The organism is Paenibacillus psychroresistens (assembly GCF_009728935.1).
GTDB lineage: Bacteria > Bacillota > Bacilli > Paenibacillales > NBRC-103111 > Paenibacillus_AC > Paenibacillus_AC psychroresistens.
Genome location: NZ_CP034235.1, coordinates 7173571 through 7200521 on the forward strand (window position 1 = coordinate 7173571; position 26951 = coordinate 7200521).

General features: G+C 41.5%; 16 protein-coding genes. 3 read left to right on the forward strand and 13 right to left on the reverse strand.

The annotated features are described in order from the left end of the window. Nucleotides 1–219 precede the first annotated feature (219 nt). The 3 genes from EHS13_RS32290 to EHS13_RS32300 all read right to left on the reverse strand — a co-directional run bounded on the left by EHS13_RS32290 (nucleotide 220) and on the right by EHS13_RS32300 (nucleotide 7067). The gene (locus tag EHS13_RS32290) at nucleotides 220–1794 is read right to left on the reverse strand and encodes a response regulator (protein ID WP_155704309.1); all 1575 of its coding nucleotides are present in this window, start codon (nucleotides 1792–1794) and stop codon (nucleotides 220–222) included. Next, nucleotides 1775–3577, reverse strand: a complete 1803-nt coding sequence (locus EHS13_RS32295; RefSeq protein WP_155704310.1) for a sensor histidine kinase — start codon at nucleotides 3575–3577, stop codon at nucleotides 1775–1777. Before EHS13_RS32295 ends, EHS13_RS32290 begins: the two co-directional genes overlap by 20 nt. Nucleotides 3578–3779: 202 nt before the next feature. Continuing rightward, nucleotides 3780–7067 carry an alpha-L-rhamnosidase gene (locus EHS13_RS32300; RefSeq protein WP_155704311.1) on the reverse strand — a complete coding sequence of 1096 codons (3288 nt, stop codon included), beginning with the start codon at nucleotides 7065–7067 and terminating at the stop codon, nucleotides 3780–3782. Nucleotides 7068–7224: 157 nt separating this feature from the next. Between EHS13_RS32300 and EHS13_RS32305 the strand changes: the two genes are divergently transcribed. Both EHS13_RS32305 and EHS13_RS32310 read left to right on the forward strand, forming a co-directional pair. After that, nucleotides 7225–8217 (forward strand): AraC family transcriptional regulator, encoded by a 993-nt coding sequence (locus EHS13_RS32305; protein WP_155704312.1) that lies wholly within the window; start codon nucleotides 7225–7227, stop codon nucleotides 8215–8217. A gap of 215 nt (nucleotides 8218–8432) precedes the next feature. Next, entirely contained in the window at nucleotides 8433–9197 is a 765-nt protein-coding gene (locus EHS13_RS32310) for an SDR family oxidoreductase (RefSeq protein ID WP_155704313.1), read from the forward strand. A 160-nt stretch (nucleotides 9198–9357) separates the two neighbouring features. Here EHS13_RS32310 and EHS13_RS32315 read toward each other — a convergent pair whose 3' ends face one another. The 9 genes from EHS13_RS32315 to ppc all read right to left on the reverse strand — a co-directional run bounded on the left by EHS13_RS32315 (nucleotide 9358) and on the right by ppc (nucleotide 21932). Then, nucleotides 9358–10683, reverse strand: a complete 1326-nt coding sequence (locus tag EHS13_RS32315; RefSeq protein ID WP_155704314.1) for an extracellular solute-binding protein — start codon at nucleotides 10681–10683, stop codon at nucleotides 9358–9360. A gap of 139 nt (nucleotides 10684–10822) precedes the next feature. Further along, nucleotides 10823–12652, reverse strand: a complete 1830-nt coding sequence (gene glmS, locus EHS13_RS32320) for a glutamine--fructose-6-phosphate transaminase (isomerizing) (protein WP_155704315.1) — start codon at nucleotides 12650–12652, stop codon at nucleotides 10823–10825. A 434-nt stretch (nucleotides 12653–13086) separates the two neighbouring features. Then, the gene (glmM, locus tag EHS13_RS32325; RefSeq protein ID WP_155704316.1) at nucleotides 13087–14427 is read right to left on the reverse strand and encodes a phosphoglucosamine mutase; all 1341 of its coding nucleotides are present in this window, start codon (nucleotides 14425–14427) and stop codon (nucleotides 13087–13089) included. Nucleotides 14428–14466: 39 nt separating this feature from the next. Beyond that, nucleotides 14467–15849, reverse strand: coding sequence for a CdaR family protein (locus EHS13_RS32330; protein WP_155704317.1), 1383 nt, complete (start codon nucleotides 15847–15849; stop codon nucleotides 14467–14469). Continuing rightward, nucleotides 15842–16684 (reverse strand): diadenylate cyclase CdaA, encoded by an 843-nt coding sequence (cdaA, locus tag EHS13_RS32335; protein WP_155704318.1) that lies wholly within the window; start codon nucleotides 16682–16684, stop codon nucleotides 15842–15844. The genes EHS13_RS32330 and cdaA overlap by 8 nt, the downstream gene beginning before the upstream one ends. Before the next feature lie 126 nt (nucleotides 16685–16810). Beyond that, complete coding sequence (locus EHS13_RS32340; protein ID WP_155704319.1) at nucleotides 16811–17419, reverse strand: zf-HC2 domain-containing protein; 609 nt, start codon at nucleotides 17417–17419, stop codon at nucleotides 16811–16813. 93 nt (nucleotides 17420–17512) lie between these two features. Further along, a complete protein-coding gene (gene sigW / locus EHS13_RS32345; RefSeq protein ID WP_155704320.1) occupies nucleotides 17513–18091 on the reverse strand; it encodes an RNA polymerase sigma factor SigW in 579 nt (192 codons plus the stop codon). Between the two features lie 70 nt (nucleotides 18092–18161). Continuing rightward, nucleotides 18162–19043 (reverse strand): DMT family transporter, encoded by an 882-nt coding sequence (locus EHS13_RS32350; RefSeq protein WP_155704321.1) that lies wholly within the window; start codon nucleotides 19041–19043, stop codon nucleotides 18162–18164. Between the two features lie 96 nt (nucleotides 19044–19139). Further along, a complete protein-coding gene (gene ppc, locus EHS13_RS32355; protein WP_155704322.1) occupies nucleotides 19140–21932 on the reverse strand; it encodes a phosphoenolpyruvate carboxylase in 2793 nt (930 codons plus the stop codon). A 224-nt stretch (nucleotides 21933–22156) separates the two neighbouring features. Between ppc and EHS13_RS32360 the strand changes: the two genes are divergently transcribed. Further along, complete coding sequence (locus tag EHS13_RS32360) at nucleotides 22157–22951, forward strand: methyl-accepting chemotaxis protein (RefSeq protein ID WP_227013646.1); 795 nt, start codon at nucleotides 22157–22159, stop codon at nucleotides 22949–22951. An 11-nt stretch (nucleotides 22952–22962) separates the two neighbouring features. Here the strand turns inward: EHS13_RS32360 and EHS13_RS32365 are convergent, their stop codons facing one another. Further along, nucleotides 22963–26868 carry a response regulator gene (locus tag EHS13_RS32365; RefSeq protein ID WP_155704324.1) on the reverse strand — a complete coding sequence of 1302 codons (3906 nt, stop codon included), beginning with the start codon at nucleotides 26866–26868 and terminating at the stop codon, nucleotides 22963–22965. Between the last annotated feature and the right edge of the window lie 83 nt (nucleotides 26869–26951).

Here is a 26951-nt window from a genome sequence, read left to right on the forward strand (position 1 = left end):
ATACAATGGAACGTTTCGCTTCAGCCTTTTCCTGAAAGCTCGGGTCGACCATGCTGCGCCGGATGCATCGCGGCGTATTTGTGAATCCGGTTCCAATTTCATATTGCTTCACTCCTTCTAGCACTCTTATATAGGTAATTATAGAGATAGAACAACAAAGAAACCTTGAATAATTATAGGTAAACCTATAACCTCATTGGTTTCTAACTGTTCGGCACTTTATTGTTTTCTGAATTCCTTGGGCGACATTCGATAAAACTGACGAAATACATTCGTAAAATAATTCGGTTCATCAAAGCCGATAGCCGCTGCCACCTCGAATATTTTCATATCCGTATTTTTCAGTAATAAAGCCGCTTTCTCCATCCGTACTTTCGTTAAATAGTTGGTGAAGCTTTCTCCGGTTTCTTTCTTAAACAGCACACTGAAGTAACTAGGGTTGAGATAAATGTGCGTGGCGGCGTCGGTCATACGGCATTCTTCCATATAATGCTCCGAAATATAACGGGTGGCTTTCTCGATCAGGTTATCGTTTCGACTTGCCTGCCATTGGTTGAAGTGTGACAAAAAGCGGTCCACCTCACCCTGCGTCCATGCTTCTATCTCTTCTCCAAGATGAATTTCATACAGCTTATCAAGAGGGATAGATACGGTCGATTGACTCCCGTCATCCAAGGTCAAATGCTTTTGCACCACTTCACGAAGCGCGATACTGATCGACATGGCCTCTATCCTGCTCTCCTCGATCGACTTGTCGATTAAATCGCTAATAATCTGCTCCATGATTCCCTTGACTTTCTCCGGTGTTCCCGAAAGAATGACAGCCATAAGTAGAGACTCCACATGCTTCACCCGTGACTGGTTAATTGACAGCATACTGCTCTGCTGCCTCATGGCAATGGACTGCTCAAGTGACCCTTCGTGATGTTTGCCGCCAAGGACTTGTACGGCTTGCTCATATTGAAGGGATAATTGTTGCGGTGTAGCAGAATGTCCCAAAACAGCCAGAGTCACTGAAATCTTCAAGTAGTTGAAGCATTCCTCTACGATATCGTTTTGCAGCAGCTCTGGCAGCTCCTTTCCATCCGTCAGAAGCAGGAACCGGTCGTACTCAATAAGCAAAAAGCGTCCTCTAATCGAATAGCGGGCAAGCAACTCTTCCACAATGTTTGATAGCGCAAACTGGAGCAGTTGAATGTTCGATTTGTAATAGCTTTTCTCCGCTGGGAAATACGTAGAAACCTGCAGCAGCCAAAGATCAGATAGGGCCAAGATATTAGTCAGGCGTTTCCCCACTTCTTCAGAATAGGGCAGCTGCATAATGCCGGAGCGGATAGCCTGATCCTCTTCCACTTGTTGTCTGGCCTGATCGCGCTCTCTATGTAAACTTTGCTCGTAGAAATGTTTGGATGCTTTGGACAACACAAGATGAACCATCTCCTCCGTACACGGCTTCACCAACAGATCAAAAGCACCATGTCTGACCGCTGCTTGTGCGTATTCAAAGTTTTTGTAGCCTGTCAGTATGATAACCAGCATCTCTGGATACTTGCTCCGCAAGCAAGTTACGAACTCGATTCCATCCATAATAGGCATACGAATATCGGTTAACACAAGGTCAGGCTGACAACTCTCCAATAGATCCAGGGCATCCCTGCCATTACCTGCTTCACCAACAACGATCCATCCAAGACCGTTATCTTCAATCATTTTCCTGATGCCGCGACGGAAATTTGGTTGATCCTCCACGACGAGTACTTTGCCTGCTTGCATGTTACTCATCCCCCAATTCATGCTGTAAAGGGAGCACTAATCTTATCGTAGTCCCACTGTTCAATACACTGTCAATTTCCATTCGATATGGCTCTCCATATAAGAGCGCAATCCGCCTGTTGACACTGTGTACACCCATACTTTGACGCTCCCGGTCATAGGCGGTTTCTGTTGATGATGCGTTATTGTGTGATTCCATCAGTAATTTTAGTGTGTGCGCTTCAATCCCGCTGCCGTTATCAGTTATTTCAATAAACAGCTGCTCGTTTTGTTGATAAGCTCGGACAATCAACACCTGATGATTGATTTTATCCCGAAAAGCATGAATGAATACATTTTCCACCAATGGCTGCAAAAGAGTACGTTCGATACAAGCGTCCATCACCTCATCTGCCGCTTGAATAATAATTTCCAAATCTGCTTCGAACAGCTCCGTTTGAATCCTCAAATAGTTGCGTAGCTGCTGGATTTCCTTACGAACCGTCGTTTTGCGGGTAGAAGCCATCAGGGAATACTTAAACATATCTGAAACTGCCGCGATGATTTGCGCTGAGTCCTTCACATTCTGCATATACAGCTTCCAGTAAAGCTCATTAAAAATATTGTACAGAAAATGCGGGTTCAACAGAGCTTGAATGGCTTTCAACTCAGCATCGCGCTCACTAAGTTTTGTTAAATACACTTCTTTAATTAGTTGGCCGACCTGCTCGGTCATTGAATTGAAGCTTTCCGCTATAAAACCAAGCTCATCCTGCGTTCGCACCTTAATCCTAGTTTCAAAATCCCCTACCCGTACCTTGCGAATACCTTGCAGGATATCCTTCAACGGTCTGAGCAGCTGCGTACTGACGATGATAATTAGTAGACTCGTAAAACATAAGGTGACGAGCCCCGCCAATACAACAATTCTGAAAATATCCCTGTTTTTCTTCTTGATTTCCTCCAATGAGATGCCACTGATAAGCAAAAATTCACTGACCCTTGAATCATTTCTGACAAACAAATAATTGTCCTCAATTCGTGATGGCTCGTCAGTGTGGATCAAATTAGTATGACTATCTGACCCAGCTTTATCATTCGTGTACAGCAAATCTTGAGTTGGATTATATAAATATACCAAGCCCTGGTTACTTCCTACCAGCTCCAATAATGTATTAGAAAAAAAAGACATATCCACTGTCATGACTAACATCCCGTATGTTTGCAGAAACGTGTTCTTCATCCACCTGGCTACAACGATTGTCTCGCGGCTGCCAGTTGGTTCAATCGAGCTCGGAAGGGATACTCGCATCCATATGGAATCGCCATAGGAGTCAGAAATTTTGGGTTCGATCAGGTGGAAAATTTCAGGTCCAAGAACGTTGATTGCCTGAGTCGTATAGCTCAAATAAGCGGGGTTCCCTAACATATCGTACATATACATGGAAGTAATATAGGGTGCGTCGATTTTAACTTGAAACACTTGTTCCTCGATGCTTTTTTTATCGAAATATAAACTGTATAAATCGCTATTCTTGTTGGAGTCAATGTGTTGTATCATGCGTTCAATTTGCGGATTGAATACGACTGACTGAGAAATGCGATGAACCTCTTCCATCTTTAGCTCCAGCTTGGTGATGGTCTGTTCATTAGCTTTGGAAAACTGTTTGCTGATTTCCTCCTCGAACAATTTCAGATTGCTTGTATAAATAAAGTATCCTGCCGCTGTAAACGATAGCAAAATGATCCCAGACATGATCAAAATCAGCTTGCCTTTGAAGCTCTTCTTAAGATGAAAAGTAGCCCGTCCCTGCCAAATACCCATTCACTTGCGCTCCTTTCACTTGGTTATAGGCAACCAGATGTCCTATTGACTGATAATAACTTCCCTCCATAGTTGTATACGATTTAGTTCATGATTTCAATGATAAATGTTTTAATTACGTAATCATGTCCTTTTTTATGCTCCATCTGAAAAGACCAAACTGAGTAATCAGCTTGGCCTTTTCAGATGGATAACACGGATGTTATAGGTAAAATTCATGACTTCCACTCCCTATTACCTCTGTGACCCCAGGGAGAACCACTGTAGCTGTCGTATTAGCGGGTACCGTACAACGATATGTGGCTTTTTCTTCTTCAAGGTTATAGCTACTTTCAATCCGGCCATACGGGGTATCAAATCCTCCATTTGCTTTCCTAAAGCCCGTCAAATCAGGCTTCAGAGTGAAATGAGCATAGCCTGGATGCCTCTCATCCCTTTGAATTCCAAGCACATACTCATAGAGCCAGCCTACCACAGCTCCTAGTGAGTAATGGTTAAAGCTATTCATTGAATTACGTCTGCCAAAGCCCTTTTCAACGGTATAGCTATCCCAATGCTCCCAAATTGTCGTCGCTCCTTGAGTTACTGGATAAAGCCAGCTTGGATATGCTGTTTGGGTGATCATTGCTTGGGCTAGCTCCGAATAACCGCCCTCACTCAACATTGGATTTAGCGGACCCGTCCCGAAAAAACCAGTGGATACGGTACATCCCATTTCCTGCGTTTTTCTTGCCAGATTATCGTAAGCCTTCTGCTTAACTGTCTCGTCAAACATATGGTAATTCAAGCCAATGGCATATCCGCCTTGCGTATCATTCACTGTGCCGTCTAAATGCAAGGTTTTTCCTGATGCAGCATCTACAAAAGTCTGGTTCCAGTAAAGCTTTGCCTCATCTGCCTTCAGCCTATAGTAGGCTACGTCGTCCTGTTCTCCTAATAGCTCAGCATAAACAGACATCAGATGAACATCTCTACCGTAGAAAGCATTCCATACCAGGTTACTATCCGTTTTCTGTGGAGCAAGCCAGTCATCTATAGGTCCCATAAAAGCATCGCCTGGCATCCCTTTATTCTCCAAATAAGTTGTATAGCGTTTCATGACCTCATAGTTATCTGCGATAACACTCTTATCCCCATATTGTTGGTACATGTCCCAAACGATCAAGTGAACACCACTGCCATAAGTGATTCCACCGAATCCGCCTCCTACAGGTGCAATATTGGGAATATTCCCGTCTGGTAATTGCACATCTCGAATGGCTTCGAGATAGCGCAGATAAAAGGTTCGAACATCCCCTTGGTAAGATGAGGTACGGAAGAATATATGTGCGTCACCAATCCAGCCCATTCTTTCATTTCGCTGCGGGCAGTCTGTAGGTACACTGATGAAGTTACCCAACTGGCTGTATTTCACATTGGATACTAGCCTATTTACCAATTCATGATCTACTTCCACTTTACCTCGCATCGTCGAAAGACTGGAAAGCAGGTAGCTCTGCACGTCTTCTAATTCAGGTGCGTAATCTAGGCCAGTGATTTCAATATAGCGGTAGCCATGAAAGGTAAATTTCGGTATGTACGTTTCTCCAGCTGCATCGCCGCGAAGAATATAAATATCGGTACTGGAAGCGTCCCTTAAATTTACCTGAAGCATTCTCCCATAGAGCTCCCCATACACATCGAGATTTGGATAGAGCATTTCTCCATAACGAATGCGTACTTCAGTTCCTTTTGCGCCTCTTAATTTAAGGACTGGAACTCCTGCTATCTCTTGCTCCAAATCATATATGTATAATCCAGGAGACGGCTCTGACATGCTTTTAGCGCTAAATGTTTCTACTTTTCTGATCGGTGCTTGATAATGACCAATTAGTTCTGGCTCGCTTTCATTAACTGCTGGCCATGGCAAGAAAAGTTCAGGCCTTGAATCAAATTCACCGATAGGGACAGCTTCTACGATCTCAGGTGTTTTCATTCCTTCTATGGCAAATCCCGCTTTGGAATAATTATCATAAATGAAGGCTAAATTGGCATCGAAATGTTCCCCTTGGAATAAGCCCGCGAAGCGGAAAGGACCTTCCCCGTAATACTGCCATTCATCTTCATTGGTTACGTAAACATCCGCTGTTCCATCTTCATAGGTCAGCACCAATTGTGCCAGAAGGCTTTCTTTATCACCCCAGTAGTTATAGTTCTGCAGGACGAAAGTCTGAGAACCGTTCCACCAGCCGGAAGACAATGTAAAACCAATTCCATTATCACCTTCAGACAAAAAGTCCGTAACATCATAAGTCTGATACATCAGGTGTTTGTCAAATTGGCTGAAGCCTGGTGCAAAAAACTGATCGGTAATCTCCCTGCCATTAATCCTGCAATCATAAATCCCTCTAGCCGTAGCGTAAAGTCTCGCTTTCTTAAGCGGTCTTTTTACCGAGAAATCCCTTCGCAGCATGGGAAGCGCATGGCAATCCGGACTATGGGTAACTCGTAAATCAGTTCCAGCTCCAATTAAGTCAACTCCGCATTCGGTATCCATTTCATAGAACTGATTAGACGGGTGTCGCAAAAAGCTTAACCGAATACCTTCAAAGTGCGCGCTTGTTCCTCCTCCAACCAAATAACCAATTTCATTTAGCCGCGGAAAGGTTGTGATGTCGTTATTCCCGAGCGGGTTTAATTGTCTCGCAATTACCTTCGTTCCTATAGGGTTAGGATTTAACATGGCATCAACGAGTACGCCATCTACATAAGCGTAAGCCCCATTACCAACAACATCAATCTTGATTTCATGAGGATCGTATTGATTGGCTTCCGTTATCAACTGAACCTTCTCTTCACCCTCAAAGTTAACGATGGGTACTGAAGCAAAAGGAACATTCTTGTTATCCTCTTTGTGATAGCCTACCCGATATATATCCAAAGTTGCTGGCTGATTGCTTATATTGATTTCATAAGAGATATAGTTTTCACCTTCTAAGAAGGATTCATTTCTTTCCCTATTTAACAGCCTGGCATCATTAGCACCAAAAACAAGCCCTGCTCTAGTCCCGCCTGGGGATAAAGTTATCGTACTTTTTAAAGAGAAAATTCCCATGGAATCACTGCAGATATAATATTCCGGTGCACCGATCCACTTCGCTCCGTTCCAGGCATCTAATTTCGGATTCATCAAGCCAGTTTCAAATTTGGTTGAAGCAGCGGCTATTTCCAATGTTTGGTTCATCGTTGTCACAGTAACATAATATTCCGTACATGGCTGCAAAGCCCTTCCTGCATAAGCAGTACCTATTGAACAGTCCGTATTAATCCAACCACTGTCCCACATATCAAGTCCCGCAGGTTTCCCCCCTACGGTAATCCTTGCCTCAGTTTGCTTCATGTTCTTCTCATTTGAAATAAATTTCCAGGCAAATACCGGTTTCTTCTCATCCAGACCCATAGGCTCAATTTCATTCATCACAGTAATTTCAGATATATTGTAACTAGTCATAGTTCATTTGCTCCTTATCTAATGTAGTTAATTTAAATGATAATGAAATAAATGATTAAAATCATTAACATCATTCACCTTCAAAAGTTTACATTTTATGCACTTTTTTATATGGTATAGTTATTCTTTTGAAAGCTTTTCTTGGAGGCTAAATACAATGAATCTAGTTGAATTGGATGCAATGCTTAAGGTGTATTCGGAAGAAGAGTTACTTTATCGTAAGAATTATGATGCGAAAAAGGATCGAAAAATCCTTCAAGTTTCTATGGATAACTTGGACATGGATCTAATAAAGGAACTCACAGAAGCAGACTATTTTTCTTCGAGCGATCGTACAGACATTATCATTCTAAAACACAAAAGATTCACACCCGTTTTCAAACATCGACATGAGTTTTTCGAATTGATTTACGTATATGCAGGTCATTGCGTCCAGGAAATTAATGGAGAAGTTATTCAGCTGCGTGAATGTGATTTATGTATAATCCCACCCAAGGTGGAACATACAATTGAGGTATTTGATGATAGCATTATCTTAAATGTATTGATAAAGCGAAGTACTTTTAAAGAAACATTTCTAGAAATGCTTAAACATGAAACCGTTCTCTCCTCATTCTTTATGAAAATCCTGTATACAGAGAAATACAATAATTACATCATTTTTCGAACAAATCGAGATCCCAACCTGAAAGAAATTCTCTCCAAGTTATTCATTGAACATCATGACAACAAAAAATATACCGCGAATATCCTGTATAACCTGCTAATGTTATTTTTCAGCTATTTGCTGAGAGAATATGAAAGTCAAGTCGAATTACCCAAAAGTTTACCCAAGAATGATAAGTTGATTTCGATCTTAGCCTATATGCAGGATCATTATAAAACAGTAACCTTAGGAGAATTATCAAGCACATTTCATTTCACCGAATCGTACTTAAGCAAGCTCATTAAAGTTACCTCTGGCCAAACCTTTCTAGATATCATCAAAACAATAAAATTAAATAAAGCAATTGAACTACTTACCTCATCTGATTTAAAGGTTCAAAACATTAGTGAATCTATTGGCTTTGAAAATAACACTCATTTTATTAGGACCTTCAAAAAAGTTTATGGCATTTCACCTAATCAATTCAGAAAAAACAGCAAATAAAGACGGCTCATGCCCAATAAACCGATGATTGGACACCGACTTATATGAATTGTAAATGTTCTTCTATTTACTTCTTATTTGCTTGCATTGCCTTGTAGATTTTCAGTTAACGAGATAGTTACATGAATAAGAGAGCAACATTACAAATGTGTCCTTATGATATAACTAACTAGAACCAAAAAGGGTTCAAGTTAAAATTATGAGGAGATGAAGAAATGAACAAATTGAAAGGCAAGATTGCATTGGTTACAGGAGCAAGCAGGGGGATTGGACGTGCCATTGCAACACGTTTAGCGTTAGAGGGAGCATTAGTAGCTGTTCATTATGGCACAAATCGGGAAGCAGCAGACGCAGTAGTTCGTGATATTGAGCGGAACGGGGGGAACGCATTCACAATTGGTACAAAACTTGGTTCTCTGGAAAGTATACAGATTCTTTACACGGAACTGGATGAAGCATTGAAGAAACGTACGGGTGATACTCACTTCGATATACTAGTGAACAACGCAGGGATCGCGCTAGGATCTCCCATTGAGGATACTACAGAAAAGGCGTACGATGAAATCATGGAAATAAATGTGAAAATACCATTTTTTCTGACTCAACAAGCATTGCCACGATTACGAGACGAAGGTCGAATTATTAACTTGTCGTCCGCAATAACAAGAATTTCCCTACCTGCAATTCCTGCATACAGCATGACAAAGGGGGCAATCAATACACTAACACTCTCCTTGTCCAACCAACTCGGTCCACGTGGAATTACGATCAATGCAATCCAACCTGGGTTCGTCGCCACGGATATGAATGCCGCAATGCTGCAAGACCCTGCTTCAAATAAATTTGGTGCTGATTTTTCTATCTTTGGAAGATGGGGGCAACCAGAAGATGTCGCAGATGTAGCTGCATTTCTAGCCTCTCCTGACAGCCGTTGGATAACAGGTCAATTGATCGATGCCAGTGGAGGCTCCCATTTGTAATTGCCTCAAGAAAACTGATTTGAGAGGATGATGGTAGTTCAAAAAACAATGGCTGTCTAGAACCTTTTTTCCAAGTTCTGATCTGCCATTTCTATTAAAACAAAAAATGAGGAAATTAGCTCATATGATGAACTAACTATCCTCTACTAGCGATACTAGTTTATCTTTGATTTTGCCATGAATTGTCTAACTCTTTTTGTGCTTTTTTTTGTATAATTCTTAATGCATCATTTAGGGGTTTCTTTCCTAATATCGCATCATTCATCTCTTCTTCAAATATATTGTCGTATTTTACTGAGAAATCCATAGGAAGCTGAGAAAAACCATTAAAATTTAGATGTGATAAAATGCTTGGATCATAGAATGCACTTAGATCAACTCCATTTTCGGAGATTAGAGACAATCGTGAAGGTAACATTGATAGTCCTGTAACATTACTATTATTAGCTTTCATTATTTCATCACTATTGATGTACTTCAACAACTCTAATGCAGCTTCTTGTTTCTTGGAATGAATAAGAACAGAATATATGGACCCTACACTGAAGATTTGGGTGGAACCTTCTGGTTGTTTAGACACTCCCCATTTAAATGTGGAGTTAGTTAAATTCTTTAGTAATTGTACATAATCAATTGTCATCGCTGCTTTACCTGCAACAAATAAATTATCCCCTTGTTTTCGAGAATCGGGAAGAATTCCACCTTTAATTCCATCCACTATTAACGAATAAGTATCCTCCCATTCTGAGTTATCCACAGTAACTTTTTTTAATTCTTTGTCTAAAAATGCTAAGTTTTTCGAAATAGCCATAAACATTGCTAGTGATCTTATAGTTCCGTAGGATGGGAGAAATAAGCCATAAGTATTATCAGACTTTGGAAATTGATCCGCTAATTGAAATAGTTCGTTCCAGCTCATGTTTCCATGAGGATAAGTAATCTGATTTTTATCAAATAGATCTTTATTATAATACAGTGCTACACTAGAGAACCCTGGCGCTAATCCAAACAATGAATTTGTGTTATTATCCATTAATTGATCTATTGCTATAGGCACAAATTGATCCATGTCAAACCCGATTTTTGATAGTGATGTTATGTCTAAAAGCAATTCGCTATTTGCTAAATTCTGATATTCCATTAAACTAGATACCATTAAATCCGCATCATTTTCTGCTAAGAATTCAGCCGTTTTTTTCATGTCTTCATTAAAAATAGCTGGGATGTTAACAAATTCAATAGAAATATTTTTATACTTCTCCATAAAAGGAGTTCCATAAAATTGCATGAACCTATCCGATGAATTAGAACTAATTAAAGCAACCTTTAATGTAATATTCTGACCATTATTTACAGTTGAGTTCAACTGCCATACATGGTCTTTAATTTCATTTCCATTATTCACTTCAACAGCTTTTAAATTATTTCCATTATTAAAACAACCAGATAATATTAAAAACAATAAAATTATTAGAGGTTTTTTCATTACATCATCCTTTCTTTTTAGTCCCAATACAACTTTTAAACATAACTAAATTGTAACAGATTCCAATAAAACTTAACTTTATTGTTCAGAACAACACTTTATTGTAATCAGTCAAAACAAAAAAAGACCCCGAAGGGTCTTACTCAACTGTAACACTTTTAGCCAAGTTCCTTGGCTTATCAACATCATTCCCAAGAGCTAGCGAAGCATAGTAAGCCAACAGCTGCAGAGGGATAACTGATAAAGCCGGCGTTAGTAAGCCCAGCGTCTTAGGAATAGCAAAATGCTGATCCACCGACTTGATCATTTCATGCTCATCTTCAGCCGAAATCCCGAGAACATTAGCCCCACGAGCTTTCACTTCTTTAATATTGCTAACTGTTTTCTCGAACAGGTCTTCCTGAGTTGCCAAAGCAATTACGGGAACGCCCTCTTCGATCAAAGCTAGAGTTCCATGCTTTAATTCACCCGCTGCATAAGCCTCGGAGTGGATATAGGAGATTTCTTTAAGCTTTAATGAACCTTCTTGGGCAACAGCATAATCCATTCCACGGCCAATGAAGAACAAGTCACTGTGTGTCGAGATTTCTTCAGCAAAGTTTTTAATCTGCTCGAATTGACCCAAGATTGTTTCCACTTGCTCTGGCAACGCACGCAAAGCAGTAATCACTTCTGTGATATATTCCGAGCTTTGCGTCTTTTTAACCTGTGCCAAGTATAAACTAAACAAGTAAAATGCAATTAACTGCGATGAATAAGCTTTCGTTGAGGCAACTGCAATTTCTGGTCCAGCCCAAGTAATGATGCAATCGTCCGCTTCACGAGCGACTGTACTGCCAACTACATTAGTAATTGCCAAAACTGTGGCGCCACATCGTTTAGCTTCTCGTAAAGCAGCTAAAGTATCTGCGGTTTCACCAGATTGACTAACGACAATCACTAAGGTCTGCGGCGTTATGATCGGCGAACGATAGCGATATTCGGAGGCAACATCGATCTCTACGGGAATACGTGCTAAACGTTCAATGGCATTCTTACCAATTAAGCCAGCATGATACGCGGTACCACAAGCAACAATATGCACACGATCTATTTTGTGAATCTGCTCTGGAGTTAACTTAAGCTCATTAAATATAATTTTCCCGCCGGCAGCATCAATTCGACTGCCCATTGTATCGCGGTAAGCTTTTGGTTGTTCATGAATTTCTTTAAGCATGAAATGAGCATATCCAGCTTTTTCTGCCGTTACGATATCCCAATCGACATGAAATAATTCCCGGGAAATATAATTCCCCTCTAAAGTTCTTAATTCGACACCCTCACGTGTCAGAATCGCCATTTCTCCATCCTGCAGAATATACACATCACGGGTATACTCAAGAATCGCTGGAATGTCGGAGCCAATGAAGTTCTCACCTTCGCCTACGCCGATAATTAGCGGACTTGCCAACCTTACAGCTACTAGTTTATCCGGTTCAAATTCTGTTAGAACGCCCAATGCAAATGCACCTGTCAAACGCTTCACTGCTTTTTGCACCGCGACTACAATATCACCGTCATATAAATCTGCGATCAGATGAGAGATGACTTCCGTATCTGTTTCTGAAACGAATACGTGACCAGCCGCGATTAATTCTTCTTTAAGTGCGATATAATTTTCAATGATTCCATTATGCACGACTGAGAATTTCTGCGTATCATCTGTGTGTGGATGAGAATTAACATCAGAAGGTCTGCCATGAGTCGCCCAACGCGTATGTCCGATTCCAGCAGAACCACGCAAAGGTGCGTCATTAAGCTGCGCTTCGAGATTGGCAATCCGCCCCTTGGCTTTGCTGATTTCCAAGCCCTGACTGGTGAATACGGCAATACCTGCTGAATCGTAACCGCGATACTCTAGCTTCTTTAAGCCTTCTAATAAAATTTCCTGTGAATTCTGACTGCCAATATAACCAACGATTCCGCACATACCAAATAACCTCCATTATATATAAACCCTCAATTTTCAATGAACAATACAAGCCTTAATAAACGGTATGCAAAACCCGTCATGACCTATACAGTGTTTTCTTGTTGGATTCTTGTAAGATGAATTACTTCATCCATTTACTCTCCAACTTAACGGCTATGAATTAGCCGGAAGGTCCCCGCCGAATGTTTCGAACACCTTCACCTCGTCAGCTTGACGTCAGCGATTTCCTTACCAGCGAAACCAACTGTTCCTCGCTCAAGCCCTGGCGCTTATGATACTAGTAGCAATTGCTTTTATTGCAAAATGCTAGCAGTGTAGTAGTAACCCCTATCCACCTTATCCTTCTAGAGTAAAAATCCTATTCCTATCTTATGCATTATTGGAAGAGGATGCAATAGCTGTTTATCCTCGACCTGCATAATTTTCCATTATTATACCAATTGTTCGACAATTACATCTGCAATTTGCTTCACATATAATTCTAATTCTTTAATCTCTGGACCTTCTGCCATTACGCGTATCAGCGATTCCGTACCTGATGGACGAACCAGCACACGGCCGTTCTCTGCTAGCTTTTCCTCAACTTCACGAATAGCTGCTTCCACGATTTCATTGCCGTTTAGCTTGCTCTTATCGCCAACTCGTACATTAACGAGCACCTGAGGGAATTTGCGCATCTTGAGCTTTAACTCACTAAGCTTTTTACCGGATTGGATTATCGTATCGACAAGCTGCAAGCCTGAGAGGATTCCATCACCTGTTGTGTTATGATCGAGAAAAATCACATGCCCCGACTGCTCGCCACCTAAATTAAAGCCGCCTCTGCGCATCTCTTCCATCACATAACGATCGCCTACACCGGTTTTTGCTGTTTTAAGCCCTAAGTTTTTAGCCCCTTGGAAAAAACCCAGATTAGCCATAACGGTAGTGACTACAGTTCCATGATTCAACTGCCCCGCTTGATTCATCGCATCTCCACAAATCATCAGCAAGAAATCACCATCAATCTCTGCACCCGTATCATCCACAGCAATCAAGCGATCCGCATCTCCGTCAAAAGAAAGCCCCAAATCCGCTTTCATCTCCAACACCTTTTCACGTAAGAATTCTGGATGAGTTGATCCGCAGTGATCATTGATATTGCGCCCGTTAGGCTCGGCAAATATCGTAATTACTTCAGCACCTAGCTCACGAAACACACGAGGGGCAAGCTCATACGCCGCGCCATGCGCACAATCCAGTACGATACGTATGCCAGCAAAATCCGTTTTCACGGTCGTTTTCAAAAAATTCACATAATCGGATTTCCCAGGCAGATATTCCGACAAGGTCCCAAGCTCTCCGCCAATAGGGCGTGGCAATGCATCAACTACCGCATCAATCAATTTCTCAATCTCAAATTCCGTATCATCTGTAAGCTTGAAACCATCGGCTCCAAAAAATTTAATCCCGTTATCCTCCACTGGATTATGCGAAGCCGAGATCATTACTCCTGCATCTGCTCCCAGTTTACGTGTAAGATAAGCCACAGCCGGTGTCGAAACTACACCCAAACGAATTACGTTCGCACCTATAGAAAGCAAACCTGCTACTAGCGCTGATTCCAACATGGGTCCCGATATCCGTGTATCCATCCCAATTACAACCTTGGGGTGCTTAGCTTGCCCAGTTAATACGAAGCCGCCGCAGCGGCCTATTCGATAAGCTAGCTCTGGGGTTAATTCCTGATTCGCAATGCCGCGAACCCCATCCGTTCCAAAATATTTGCCCATTATCTATTTCGCTCCTCTTATGCCTACATTAAATGATTATTATTCTGGAATACTTGAGACTACGGGTGTTACTGAAGGTGTGGGTTCAACAATAGCGATTACCGGCGTTGCCGATGGAGATGGTGTTGGCGTTTGTGAGGATGATGGTGATGTCGATGGCGTTGGTGTCGGTGAAGCACTGCCTAATGCATCGACTTTGGCCATAATCTCAACAGTTGCCTTTAGTTCTTGTGGCTGGATTGCTGCTGATTTAATAAACATCGGCAAGCTTAAATTAATCACCAGCTCATGTTTACCAGGCGATAAATTACTTACATCTACAATGGCTTGAATATCCTGTAAATTAAGCTTCGCAAGCAGATCAGGCGCGCCTTCCAAGACGGCTTGAATAACTGGAGTTTCCGGTAAAATAACCTTAGTCACAAAGCTGTCGTTCTCCCCACTAATCCGCAATGGAATATTGCTAATTGTCACCGTCGAGGAAGGAACAATTTCCAGAGTGATCTCTACTTTCACAGGATCTACCCGTATATCTTTATTCATCAGAGGAATGTCCAATGTAATTTTTTTATTTTCTTTGAGATCAGTCACATCCACCTGAGGACCTTCATAGAATTCCATTTGATCCAGTGCTGCCTGCGTGCTGAATACGGTCACTCTTTTCACAGATTGCGTCATAGAAGCTATGCTATAGCCTTGGGCTGGAGTCCCAACCACCTTGACCTGCAAAGGCATCTCTTTAAAAGGAACTGTAATAGGTATCTCTACATCAACAACCGCCGGAGTAATGACAGCATCTACAGGCTTGCCGTCTTTGCCATAAGCCGTAAGTTTAACCTGTTTAGTAATAACTGCTGCCGCCTTATCCACACTAACCTCAGCACGCACAGAATCCACTATATTCAAATCACTTGTTTTCAGTGTGACGTGTACACGATTTGGATTCACAATAGGCTGACCGACAATATAACCTGCAGACGGTATCCCTACCACATTAATGGTCACTGGGAATTCTTTCTTCTGCAATTCTTCTAAGGTAATCATAACCATATTCGGGACTAAGGTTGAGACATAAGAATTCTGCACATTAATCACTTTAAGTGGATAAGCATGTGTACCCACTGCGGCATTACTTAAATCAACCTGAACCTGAATGGCATTCGTATTCAATTTAGAAAGCACGGATTGCTTGCCTTTCAAGGTAATATTGGCGTATTCCGGATCCATTTTCTGCATACTGAAATGAGCTTCATCTAACTTGAAGGGAATAATTTTAACAGCATTAATCGTTTGTTCTATAGGTAAAGGTGTAGTTGTAGCTGTCGTTTTATCGACATCCAGATGGACAACGAACCAGAGTAAGATCCCAATCATCAGAGCTATTGCTTTAACTACATTATTGCTGCGCAGCCACTTATCCATTGGAATCCCCCTTTCGTTTCCAGAAGGAGCTCTTCTCAACCGCTTGTTTAACTTTAGGCTTGGAAGAGGATTTTAATTCTTCATATAGCTTGGAAATCATCGATTCTTCTTTAATGTCACGGACAATTAAGCCGTTAATCGCTAGTGAAATTTGACCGGTTTCCTCAGATACCGTTACCGAAATCGCATCGGATACTTCACTCATTCCAATAGCTGCACGATGCCGAGTTCCCAGCTCTTTACTGATGAAGGGATTCTCAGATAAAGGCAAGTAACAGCCCGCTGCCATAATCATATTGCCTCGCAGAATAACAGCACCATCATGCAAAGGTGTATTGGGGATAAAAATATTAATCAACAGCTCAGAGCTGATCTGACCGCCAATGGCAATTCCGGATTCCACATAATCGGTCAATCCCGTTTCGCGCTCGAACACGATCAAAGCTCCAATTCGCCGCGGCGATAAATATTGAACGGTCCGCATAAGCTCGCCGATCCTTTTATGCAGTGCCTGATCCTCTTCTGCTGTAGAGCGACTGAATAGCTTTCCGCGTCCCAGTTGTTCCAGGGCTCGTCTAAGCTCGGGCTGAAAAATGATGACCAAAGCCAGTACCCCAAAGGTAAAAATCTGGTTCATCATCCATTTTAATGTATTCAATTCAAACCAAAGACTGAGCGCCCAAGTGACTACCACTACCACAATACCTTGCAGTAATTGAATAGCCCTCGTACCCCGCAGCAAAATAATAAGCTTATAAATCACATAACTTACAATTAGAATATCTATGACTTCTTTTATGTAACCTCTAAATGGCAAGTCTTTTAGGTATTGCATATCTTTAGATCCCCCAAAGTACCTGTACGCGGCGCTCTTTTCTCTTTTTTTAAACTATACCATATTTCCACAAAAAAACCTCCCCCATCTTTATATAATTGGGAAAGGTTTTGTGTCCGTTTATACTTATTTTGCGAATAAACCAACGTATTCATTAACTTCAAACCATAACCAATCCAGAGCTTGATCCACTTGTTTAATTTTACCCGAAATATGTGCGGTTGATGCAAGATTATAGGTCCCGTCAATGACTACTAAATTACCATTTACTTGACCATCGATCTGGATCTTGCCATTCTTCACCATCAGGTTTCCATTAACCGTATGTCCAGCAGGTACATAAACCGTATCGCCTTTAATCACGACCTGCTCCAAGCTTGCACCTTTAACCACGAGCTCCGTATCTGAATTCCACATGGACAACGAAGCGCTCAACATCACGAAGATAAACATCGAAGCCACTGAAATGGCTGGATGTCGTTTAATCCATTGGAGCCAAGCGTTACTGCGCTTAGGTTGCTTAGGTAAGGATGCCATAATCCGATCTGTTAAATCTGCCGGCGCCGCTAGATGAGGTAGAGACCGCACCATCGCTTCCGTATTCTGCATCTTCCTATAACGCAAACTGCATGCCTGACAGGAAAGCAGATGTTTTTTCAATTCTGTTAAGGGAGTCCCCGTTAAATCACCGTCTAAATATTCATGCATCCAAGGGAGGGCTTCATTACAATTCATGGGCTGCCACTTCTTTCCGCTTCCTTTTGCGTTTCTGTTCTATACCATACGATTGAAATCGGATAACGTTTCATAATCATTTTTAAAAAATGCCTATTTTTTATCTCCATACTCCGAATCCAGCCTCTTGCGTAAGAATTCTCGGCCTCGATGCACACGCGTTTTCACCGTGGTTACAGGCATGTCTAGCACATCGCCAATTTCCTGCAGCGACATATCGTGCAAATAACGCAGAATAACAACCGATTTATATTTATCAGGCAAGGTTTGAATAGCTTCTCGTATATTCTGCTGGGTTTCGGAAAGAATAAGCTCTTCATCCGGACCTGCAGCATCACTGGCCAGCATGGAATGCCAATCTGTTCCCTCGCCATCTGTCATTTCGGCATCAATGGAGTAGCTTGGTTTTCTTTTTCTTAAACGGTCTATGCACAAATTAGTCGCTATCCGATAGATCCAGGTTGAGAACTTCTGATTCTCATCATAGCGATGTAAATTCGTATATACCCTAAGAAAGGTTTCCTGCACCACATCCTCGGCTTCCTGCTTCTGATTCAGCATGCGATAGCCTAGATGGTAAATTTTATCTTTATACAGCTCGACCAATTCTGCAAATGCGCGACGATCTCCGCCTCGCGACAGCTTGGCCAGCCGTGTTTCTACATAGTTCAATGCATTGCCTCCAACGTCAGCTTAATCATTTCTATTGTAACCGATTCCCCATCATAATGTAATGTCTAGATTAGCTTTTAAATTTCAGCTCTGACACGCCAATTCCGCCAAGAATCAGCACCATTCCCAGCCACTGCACGGATAAAACCGATTCACCCACAATGAATAAGGCGCCTAATAAACCAACCGGCAGCTCTAGTGAGCCCAATAAAGCAGCAACAGAGCTGCCGACACGCGGAATTCCAATATTAAAAAATACAGTAGGCACCACTTGACCTAATGTTCCAAGCAGTAATCCCCATAAGATCAAAGAGCCTACACCATCTCCAAGCATTCCATCAGGTGGATAAATTAAATAGATCGGAATAATAGCAGCTGTAAGCATAATGGCAGACTTCATTAAGGAATCCATCGGATGCTGTATCCGTCCAGTCAGGAACAGAAATAAGCTATAGCTAAAGCCTGAGGCGAGTCCTAAGATTATGCCCTTAACGCTAATCTGACTCCAGTCCGCCGCAAAAATATTCACAGCAAACAAAGTCCCAATCACAACAATTAGTACAGCCACCATCTGTAGGCGTGTCGGCCACTTTTTATTAACTATCGAATCCAGAACAATTGTCATCCATGTAAACTGAAACAGTAATACGATCGAAAGTGAAGCATCCAGCTCCGTTAAAGTTGTGTTATAAAGAATGGTGGTTAAAGCTAGTCCAAATATACCTACTATGGATAGCCTAATCCAAGGTCCACTAAATGGATTGCTCCACGACTTCCGCCTCATCAGAACAAGAAGCCATGTAATAACCATTCCCATAGTCATTTGACTGACGCTAATTTCGCCTTCGTTCCAGCCAGCTTCGTATGCCAGCTTAATTATCGGAGATAATAACCCATAGCAGGCCGCTCCTGCGAGGATAAGCAGCATGGCTATCCAGCGTGTGTTTTTCATATCTAGCTTGCCTCAATTCTATAAAAACAAAGCCACCTGTTAAAACAGGCGACCTGGTTTTTCGATATTCTATATTTTAACCTAATGTGTTTGTTATCAACCTGTATTCCTTAATCCAGCTGCAATCCCATTAATCGTCAACAACACTTCTCTCATCAAGATAGCATCATCTTCATCATTTTCTTGCAAAGCGCGAAGCTCTGTCAGCAAGGACACCTGCATGTAGCTTAATGGATCCACATAAGGATTACGTAAACGAATGGATTCCTGCAGGACAGAAACGTTGTCGAGAATTTCTTTTTGCCCTGTGATTTGGAGAATTAAGTTTGATGTTAATTCATATTCCTCTTTAATGATGTTATAGATACGCTCGCCCATTGCAGCATCTTTAATCAAGTTGCCATATTCTTTGGCGATTAATAGATCAGCTTTTGCAAGCGCCATTTGGAGATTATCGATCATCGAGCGGAAAAACGACCATTTCGCATACATTTTTTGCAGCTCGCGCATATTTTCTTTTTTGCCTTGGTAAAAGCTTTGTAATCCACTGCCAGCGGCATACCAGGCAGGTAGTAAATAACGACTTTGCGTCCAAGCAAACACCCATGGAATTGCTCTTAGATCCTCAAAACGATCGCTGTTCTTACGTTTCGATGGACGTGATCCGATATTCAGCTCGCCAATTTCCGGTAATGGCGTGGATTCGCGGAAGAAAGTAAGGAAATCAGGATCGCGGAAAATCAAATCCTGGTATTTAGTCTGAGCCTTCTCCGAGATATCAATCATGATATCTTCCCAATTCTTCTCTGAGATATCGCTTTGCGGATGCTTAGCATTCATCGCCGCGGTAATCAAAGCCCATATCGCCTGCTCCAGGCTGCGATAAGCAATACCCTTGATCGCATAGCGCTGAGACAGCACTTCACCTTGCTCCGTAATCTTAATCCCGCCACCCAAGGTGTCTGCGGGCTGTGCCAGAATACTCCGGTTGAGCGGCATTCCGCCGCGACCAAGCGCACCCCCACGGCCATGAAAAAACTTCAGCTTCACACCATAGGTGTTAGCAGCCTCCGTTATGCTTTTCAAGGCGACGCGCAATTCCCAATTGGCTGTTACCACTCCGCCATCTTTATTGCTGTCCGAGTAGCCCAGCATTATCTCTTGCATGTTCTGCAAGCTGATTAAGCTGTCTTTGTACGCAGGAATTTTAAAAAGCGTATGGATGATGCCTGGTGCTGCGTGCAGATCATCAATCGTTTCAAACAAAGGCGCCGGCTGCAAGGTACAGGTTATCGTTCCATCGCTTTCCCGTCTATAAAGACCCGCTTCCTTACTGAATACCATAACCTCAAGCAAATCACTCGTTCCTTGGGTCATACTAATTAAGTAAGTCGTGATACATTTAAGCCCAAATTCTTTCTGAGCCGCTTTTATCGTGTGATAGACATCGACAACTTCCTTGGTCATCTCCGTATAGGTCAAGTATGGCGACGTGATCGGACGAGGATCATTCAAGACATCCGTTAGCAATTTAATTTTGGCGTCTTCGGTAAGCTCTGCATAATTTGGAGAAATCCCCATCTTCAGCAGAACCTCACTCATCGCATTCTCGTGCTCTTTACTATGCTGTCTCACATCAAGTGCAGCGGTATGGAAACCGAACAGCTCCACCTGACGTATTAGTTTCTTGATAAAAGTATCTGCCACATAATTGGCATAGTGATGGCGCAAGCTGCGATCAAGCACTCGTAAATCCGCCATAAAGTCCTCAGCTACATTATACTTAGCCTTGGCTTCAATTTGCGCATTGCCCGTATTGTGCATTTTCTCCAGCATATAAGAAAGCTTGATCCGGTAAGGCTCCTGCTCGTTGCGCCAAATTTCTTCCTGTACAATTTGCAAACGTTCCTTATCCGTAGCTATGGAAATCAATAGCTCTTGCGTGACCTCCACGATACTGGAACTAAAGCTCAAATGCTCAGTTAGCTCACGCAAACTCACTACATATTTACTAAGCGCCATATAACGCTGCATTTCGAGCGTTTTCCAAGTTACACTTGCTGTAACAGATGGGTTGCCATCGCGATCGCCGCCAATCCATGAGCCAAAACGCAGGAAAGTCGGTACATGCCAAGCTTCATCTGGATAATATTTAGTCAAGCAGCGCTCAACCTCACTATATAAATCTGGAAGCACATCGAATAACGTCTCGTCAAAATAGTACATCCCATTACGCACTTCATCCAGCACCGTTGGCTTGCGATCGCGCAGTTCGTCGGTTTGCCATAGCGTTAAAACCTCGCCAGACAGCCGTTCATTCAGCTGCTCTCGCTCCCGAAAAGTTAGCATCGGATTATCAAGCTCCATCACACCATCAGCAATGCGATGATGAATATCCAGCACTGCCTTTCGCGTAGCTTCTGTCGGATGTGCCGTCATTACAAGCTCCAAAGAAATGCCTTGGAGAATTTCTTGGACTTCAGCTAAGTTAGTTCCTCTAAGCTTGAGATCCTTAACTACACTTTCAATCGAGCCTGGTTGAATGGATTCGCCTGCCGTGCGTTCATAATCACGTTTACGGCGAATTCGATGATTCTGCTCCGCAATGTTTACCAAATGGAAGAAAATAGCAAAAGCCCGAATCACCTGATGGCGAATTTCCGGGTCTAAGGTATTAATCGTTTCTTTAAACTCGTTATATAATTCAGGGACATAGTGCGCACGCATGGTCTTGCTCATTTCCCTAATCTTGTCTACCGTGTCAAGCAATTCTTTCCCGCCTTGATGCACCAATACATCCCCAAGCAGATTGGCCAAAAACCGCACATCTCTACGAAGCAAATGGTTGCTTGAGCTTTGTTTTAAGACAGCACTGTTTGATTCAGTCATTTCGCTCACCTATCCCTATCGAATCTCTATATATACATCGTTTTATTTTATCATAACCCATCTAATTTAAAAACAAAAAAATAGACCCATGAGGATCAAGTTATGTTAATCTTAAAGTTAGATATCCAAAATTGCACGGATCAACAGCAAATAATCAGAATAAAGGGGATTATCATTTGAAAACACAAGAGGCAGCTTCACTATTGGAATCTTTGATAAAGGCAATGCCATTTTATCAAAAAACCTACACGGAGGATACATGTATCATTATTGCCGATACCGAGAAGGTAATCGGATATTTTCCTGGAAAAGATATAGATGTAAAGATCCCAGTTGGCGCACCTATTGAAAAATTTATCGGCACAGTTTCCTATAATGCCCTTGTTACAGGTACCCTCATTCAAGAGGAACGTGGTTCGGAAGTCGTTGGATTCCCATATATTTCTACAGCAAATCCAATTATTCTCGATGGACAAGTTATAGGAGTCATTAGCTCGATCGTATTAAATAGTAAAATGGATTTACTGCGCAGCAGCTCAGAAGGCTTGTCCGCCTCTGTCGAAGAAATGACAGCAACAACACAAGCGATTTCTGCGGCCTTTAACAACGTCATTCATCAAATGGATTCCTTATCGGAGAGCTCCCAGGTGGTTAATAATGACATCCAGAGCATTCAAAAAATCATTTCATTCGTTCAGGAAATCTCCAAAAATTCTAATGTTTTAGGTTTGAATGCGGCAATAGAAGGTGCTCGCGCTGGAGAGCACGGAAAAGGCTTCATGGTTGTTGCCACTGAAATTCGCAAAATGGCAAATAACAGTAAAGAGGCAGCAATGACTATAGGACAACAATTAATAGATATGGAAGCTGCAGTCACCAAAATGAATCAAATGGTAATCGCTATAAAAAATGAAATGAATCAACAAGGCGGTACGTTGCAAGATTTAAATTCAGCATTTGAACATATCGCAGCGACAGCCGATGATCTCGCCAGCAGCTGTGCCCTGAAAGTTACCTAGAATCTCATCCTCTATTTAAAGAGCCACACTCGGATTAATGACAACAGATTATCACTGTTAATTGGCTTAGTCATATAGTCATTAGCTCCAGCTTCAATACATTTTTCTCGGTCGCCTGTCATGGCCTTTGCAGTCAGTGCTATTATAGGCAGATTACTAAATCGGTGATTCTCACGAATTAAACGCATGGCCTCATATCCATCCATGATAGGCATCATAATATCCATCACAACAAGCTCAATACCGGCTTCTTCCTCTAGTTTCTCCAGCGCAAGCTTACCGTTATCGGCCATAACCACTTCCACTCCATGCAATTGCAGGATTTTAGAAAGCGCAAATATATTACGTAAATCATCATCTACAATCAGGATTTTACGCCCGTTCAAGGTTTCCTCAGAGTCACTCAACATACGCATAAGCTGGCGCTGGTCCGAAGAAGCCGCTTTTTGTACACTGTGTAAGAACAAAGAGACCTCATCCAATAAACGACCTGGGGAATTAACCCCTTTAATCACAATGCTTTCCGTAAATCGATTAAGCTCGCTATATTCGACTTCTGTTAATTCTTTCCCTGTATTGATTACAATAGGTGGAATTTTCAATACTTTCGCATCGATCAATTGCGTCAATAATTCAAAGCCCGTCATATCCGACAGCTTTAAATCTAGAATCACACAGTCATAATCTTGCTGCTTTATCCGGTCCAATCCTTCTTTACCTGTGTTTACGATATGAATTTCAATGTTTTTATCCTTCAGCAGCTCATAAATGGCTTTCTGGTTATGGGCATCATCCTCAATAACCAGTACTTGCTTGATATGATCATCGAGAATGTTCTCAATCTTTGAGAAAACCGTATCAATATCTTCACTAGTAACGGGTTTCGATAGAAAGCCTATCGCTCCTTTATACAAGGAATCCTGACTTCCGTCCTTCCCAGAGATGATATGCACCGGGATATGTCGTGTTTCATCAGCATACTTTAACAAATCCAGCATTTTCAGACCATTAATATCGGGAAGCCCTAAATCTAACAAAATAGCACTAGGAATATACCGTTTAGCCAGCTGCATACCGCTAAACCCATCTCCAGCAACGATGGATTTAAAGCCCTTTTTGCGTGTAAGCTCCATTAAAACTTTAGCAAAATTCTTGTCATCCTCAACTATCAGAATAAACTTCTTTATCTTCTTGAGCTCAATTTCTTCTCGATCATCTTCAATGAACGCTTTTATCGGTTTAAGGACTATATCTTCATTCTCCTCAACATACTCTTGCTCTTTATAACTCTCGATTCCTATTGTTTGGATTGCCTCATTCTTCTGTTTTCTTTCTGATGTTGTAGTTTCTAAATCAATAGGAAGGAACAATGTAAATGTACTGCCTTCGCCTTCACGGCTCAGCAAATGAATTTCACCTCCAAGCAGTTTTGCAAGCTCTCGGGATATCGTCAAGCCTAGGCCAGTGCCGCCATACTTGCGACTAATCGAGCCATCCGCTTGCTGAAAGGCTTCAAAAATCGCCTTTTGTTTGCTCATCGGGATCCCTATTCCCGTATCGGTTACTATAAGCGCAATTGTCCTTCCTTGCTTAAGCGCTTTATTAGATAGCCTTACATCCTTGGCAGGTATGGAAATCCGTAAAGAAACTGTACCCTCAGAGGTAAATTTGAACGCATTAGATAAGAAGTTTTTCATAATTTGTTCCGTGCGTTGACCATCCGTTATGATGACCTCTGGAGTATCTTCATCGCGGTGCAGCTCAAAATGAACCCCCTTATCTTGCGCTAAAGAGTTAAATTTGTTCTGTAAATTATTAATAATCGTATCTAGCTTGACCTCTTCAGGTAGAATACTTAATTTCCCTGCTTCCACCTTCGATAAATCGAGAATGTCATTGATCAAGGTTAATAGCTCTAAGCCACCGCTATGTATGACCTCGGCTGACTCAATCTGATCTGCTGATAAATTCCCTTCTGCATTGCTAGCTAGAAGCTTAGCAAGAATTAACAAGCTATTAAGAGGTGTTCTTAACTCATGCGACATATTGGCCAGAAACTCAGACTTGTATTTACTAGCCATCTCAAGCTCTTTAGCTTTTACTTCCAGATCATTTCTGGATAATAGAATTTGCTGATTCTGCTCTAATATATCGACTTTTTGCGTCTCTAGATGCTTCGTCTTCTCTGCCATTTCTTCATTAAGTGCTTGCAATTCCTCACTTGAAATCTTCAGCTTTTCTTCTGATTTTTTCAACATATAGGTTTGTTCTGTAAGTTCTTCATTAGATACACGCAGCTCTTCCTGCTGTGTTTGTGCTTCTTTGGCCAACAAAAGTGCTTTTTCAGCTAACAGCTCAGCTTCCATAAGTGATTCTTCCGTGCGTTGACGGCTAGCAGCACTATTAATAACTACGCCTAATGGAGTGGACAATAATTCAAGTAAATTCTGTTGGATCGCAGTAAAAGCTTTAAAAGATGCCAATTCAATGACTGCTACAACCTCTTCTTCAAAGAGTATCGGCAGCACTAGGATAGCCAAAGGCTTTCTTTCACCTAATCCGGAGCTAATTTGAATATAGTCATTAGGTACCTGAGTTAGCAGAATAGGCTTCTTCTCGAGAGCACATTGGCCAATTAGACCCTCACCCAGCCGAAAGCGGTTAGATAAATTCTTTCTTTCTACATATGCATAGCTGCCCAGTAAGATAAAATCTCCCACATGCTCCGAGTTCTTACCGAATTCTTTAACATAGAACACACCTTGTCCAACTTCAATCAGCTCAGAAATTTCCGAAATAAGCATTTTTACTAGCTGTTGTAGATCTGTCACACCAAGAGACAGCTCTGTTAATCGAGCAAACTCCGTTTTCAGCCAGTACTGGCGCTCTCCTTCATCTGTCGTCTTCTTGAAAGAAGCTAATATTTGTACCAGCAAAATGATCGAGAATGTAAAAATCAAGAGGTTTAACAAAATCACAAAAATTAGCCAACGCAAGGCGCTGCTTTTTTGTTGTTCGATAAGACTGATGAATTCCGTTGAATATTGATCTTCCACTTGCTTGTAGGAATCAATTATCACGGTTGAATTATTAAACCAATACCCTGGATCTATATCCAAGTTTTTTCCTGCTTCTGCACTCAAAACAAGCTGACGCATGCGGTCAACCTCGTTAACTGCTTCCCCTTTAACTATTGATTTAAAGAGGCGGAGTGCTTCTGGCGTTGCAAAAGATGTATAAACATTGAAATAAAGCTCATGCTCGTTTACTAATAGACCTTCCTCATATACATCTGTAGGCGTTATTAAATTTCTAGAGAACACATTATTTAAAAGCGCTCTTTCTTTACTCACAGCAGATTTGCTTCTGGAAAAATTAATATAAGCCGATAGCTTATTCGATATTTCTGTATCTGTGTCCAATAGCTTTACATTTTCCATTAACCCAAAAAACTTTTCGATCGTATCCGTATAATAGGCAATAACGCTCTTCTCATCCGAAGAATTCTCATCGATGAAAGTTTGTTCCATTTTCAGCTTATCCAGATTCCCCATCGATTCAACAAGATTATTCGCAAACGTCTCGCCAAAATAATTTTTTGAGAATCCTTTTAAATGCTCTTTGAGAATATCTATACTTAAGCTCGTTTCTTTTCGTTGTTCAAGCATATTATTTTGGATACTTACCGTTTTCTTACCGTAGTAACCGGCTACCAATCCTTTTTCTTTTTGCAGCTCATGAATGACATCATTAGTATTAACCGCTAGCTTCGTCATGCCCTCGGAACGATTCATCTCACTTAAATTGCTTAGTTTGGCAACAACCTCAACCACTGAAAAATAGAGTAGCCCCAGCATAGGTATTAGAACCATGATCATAAGCTTACTGTTGATTCTTAAATTTTTCAGCCAACGCATCCTTGAAGACCCCTTTTCTCATGAATCTTCATAATATTTCCAGATTATGACTTCATTCGACAATTATAACACGTTACCCAAGC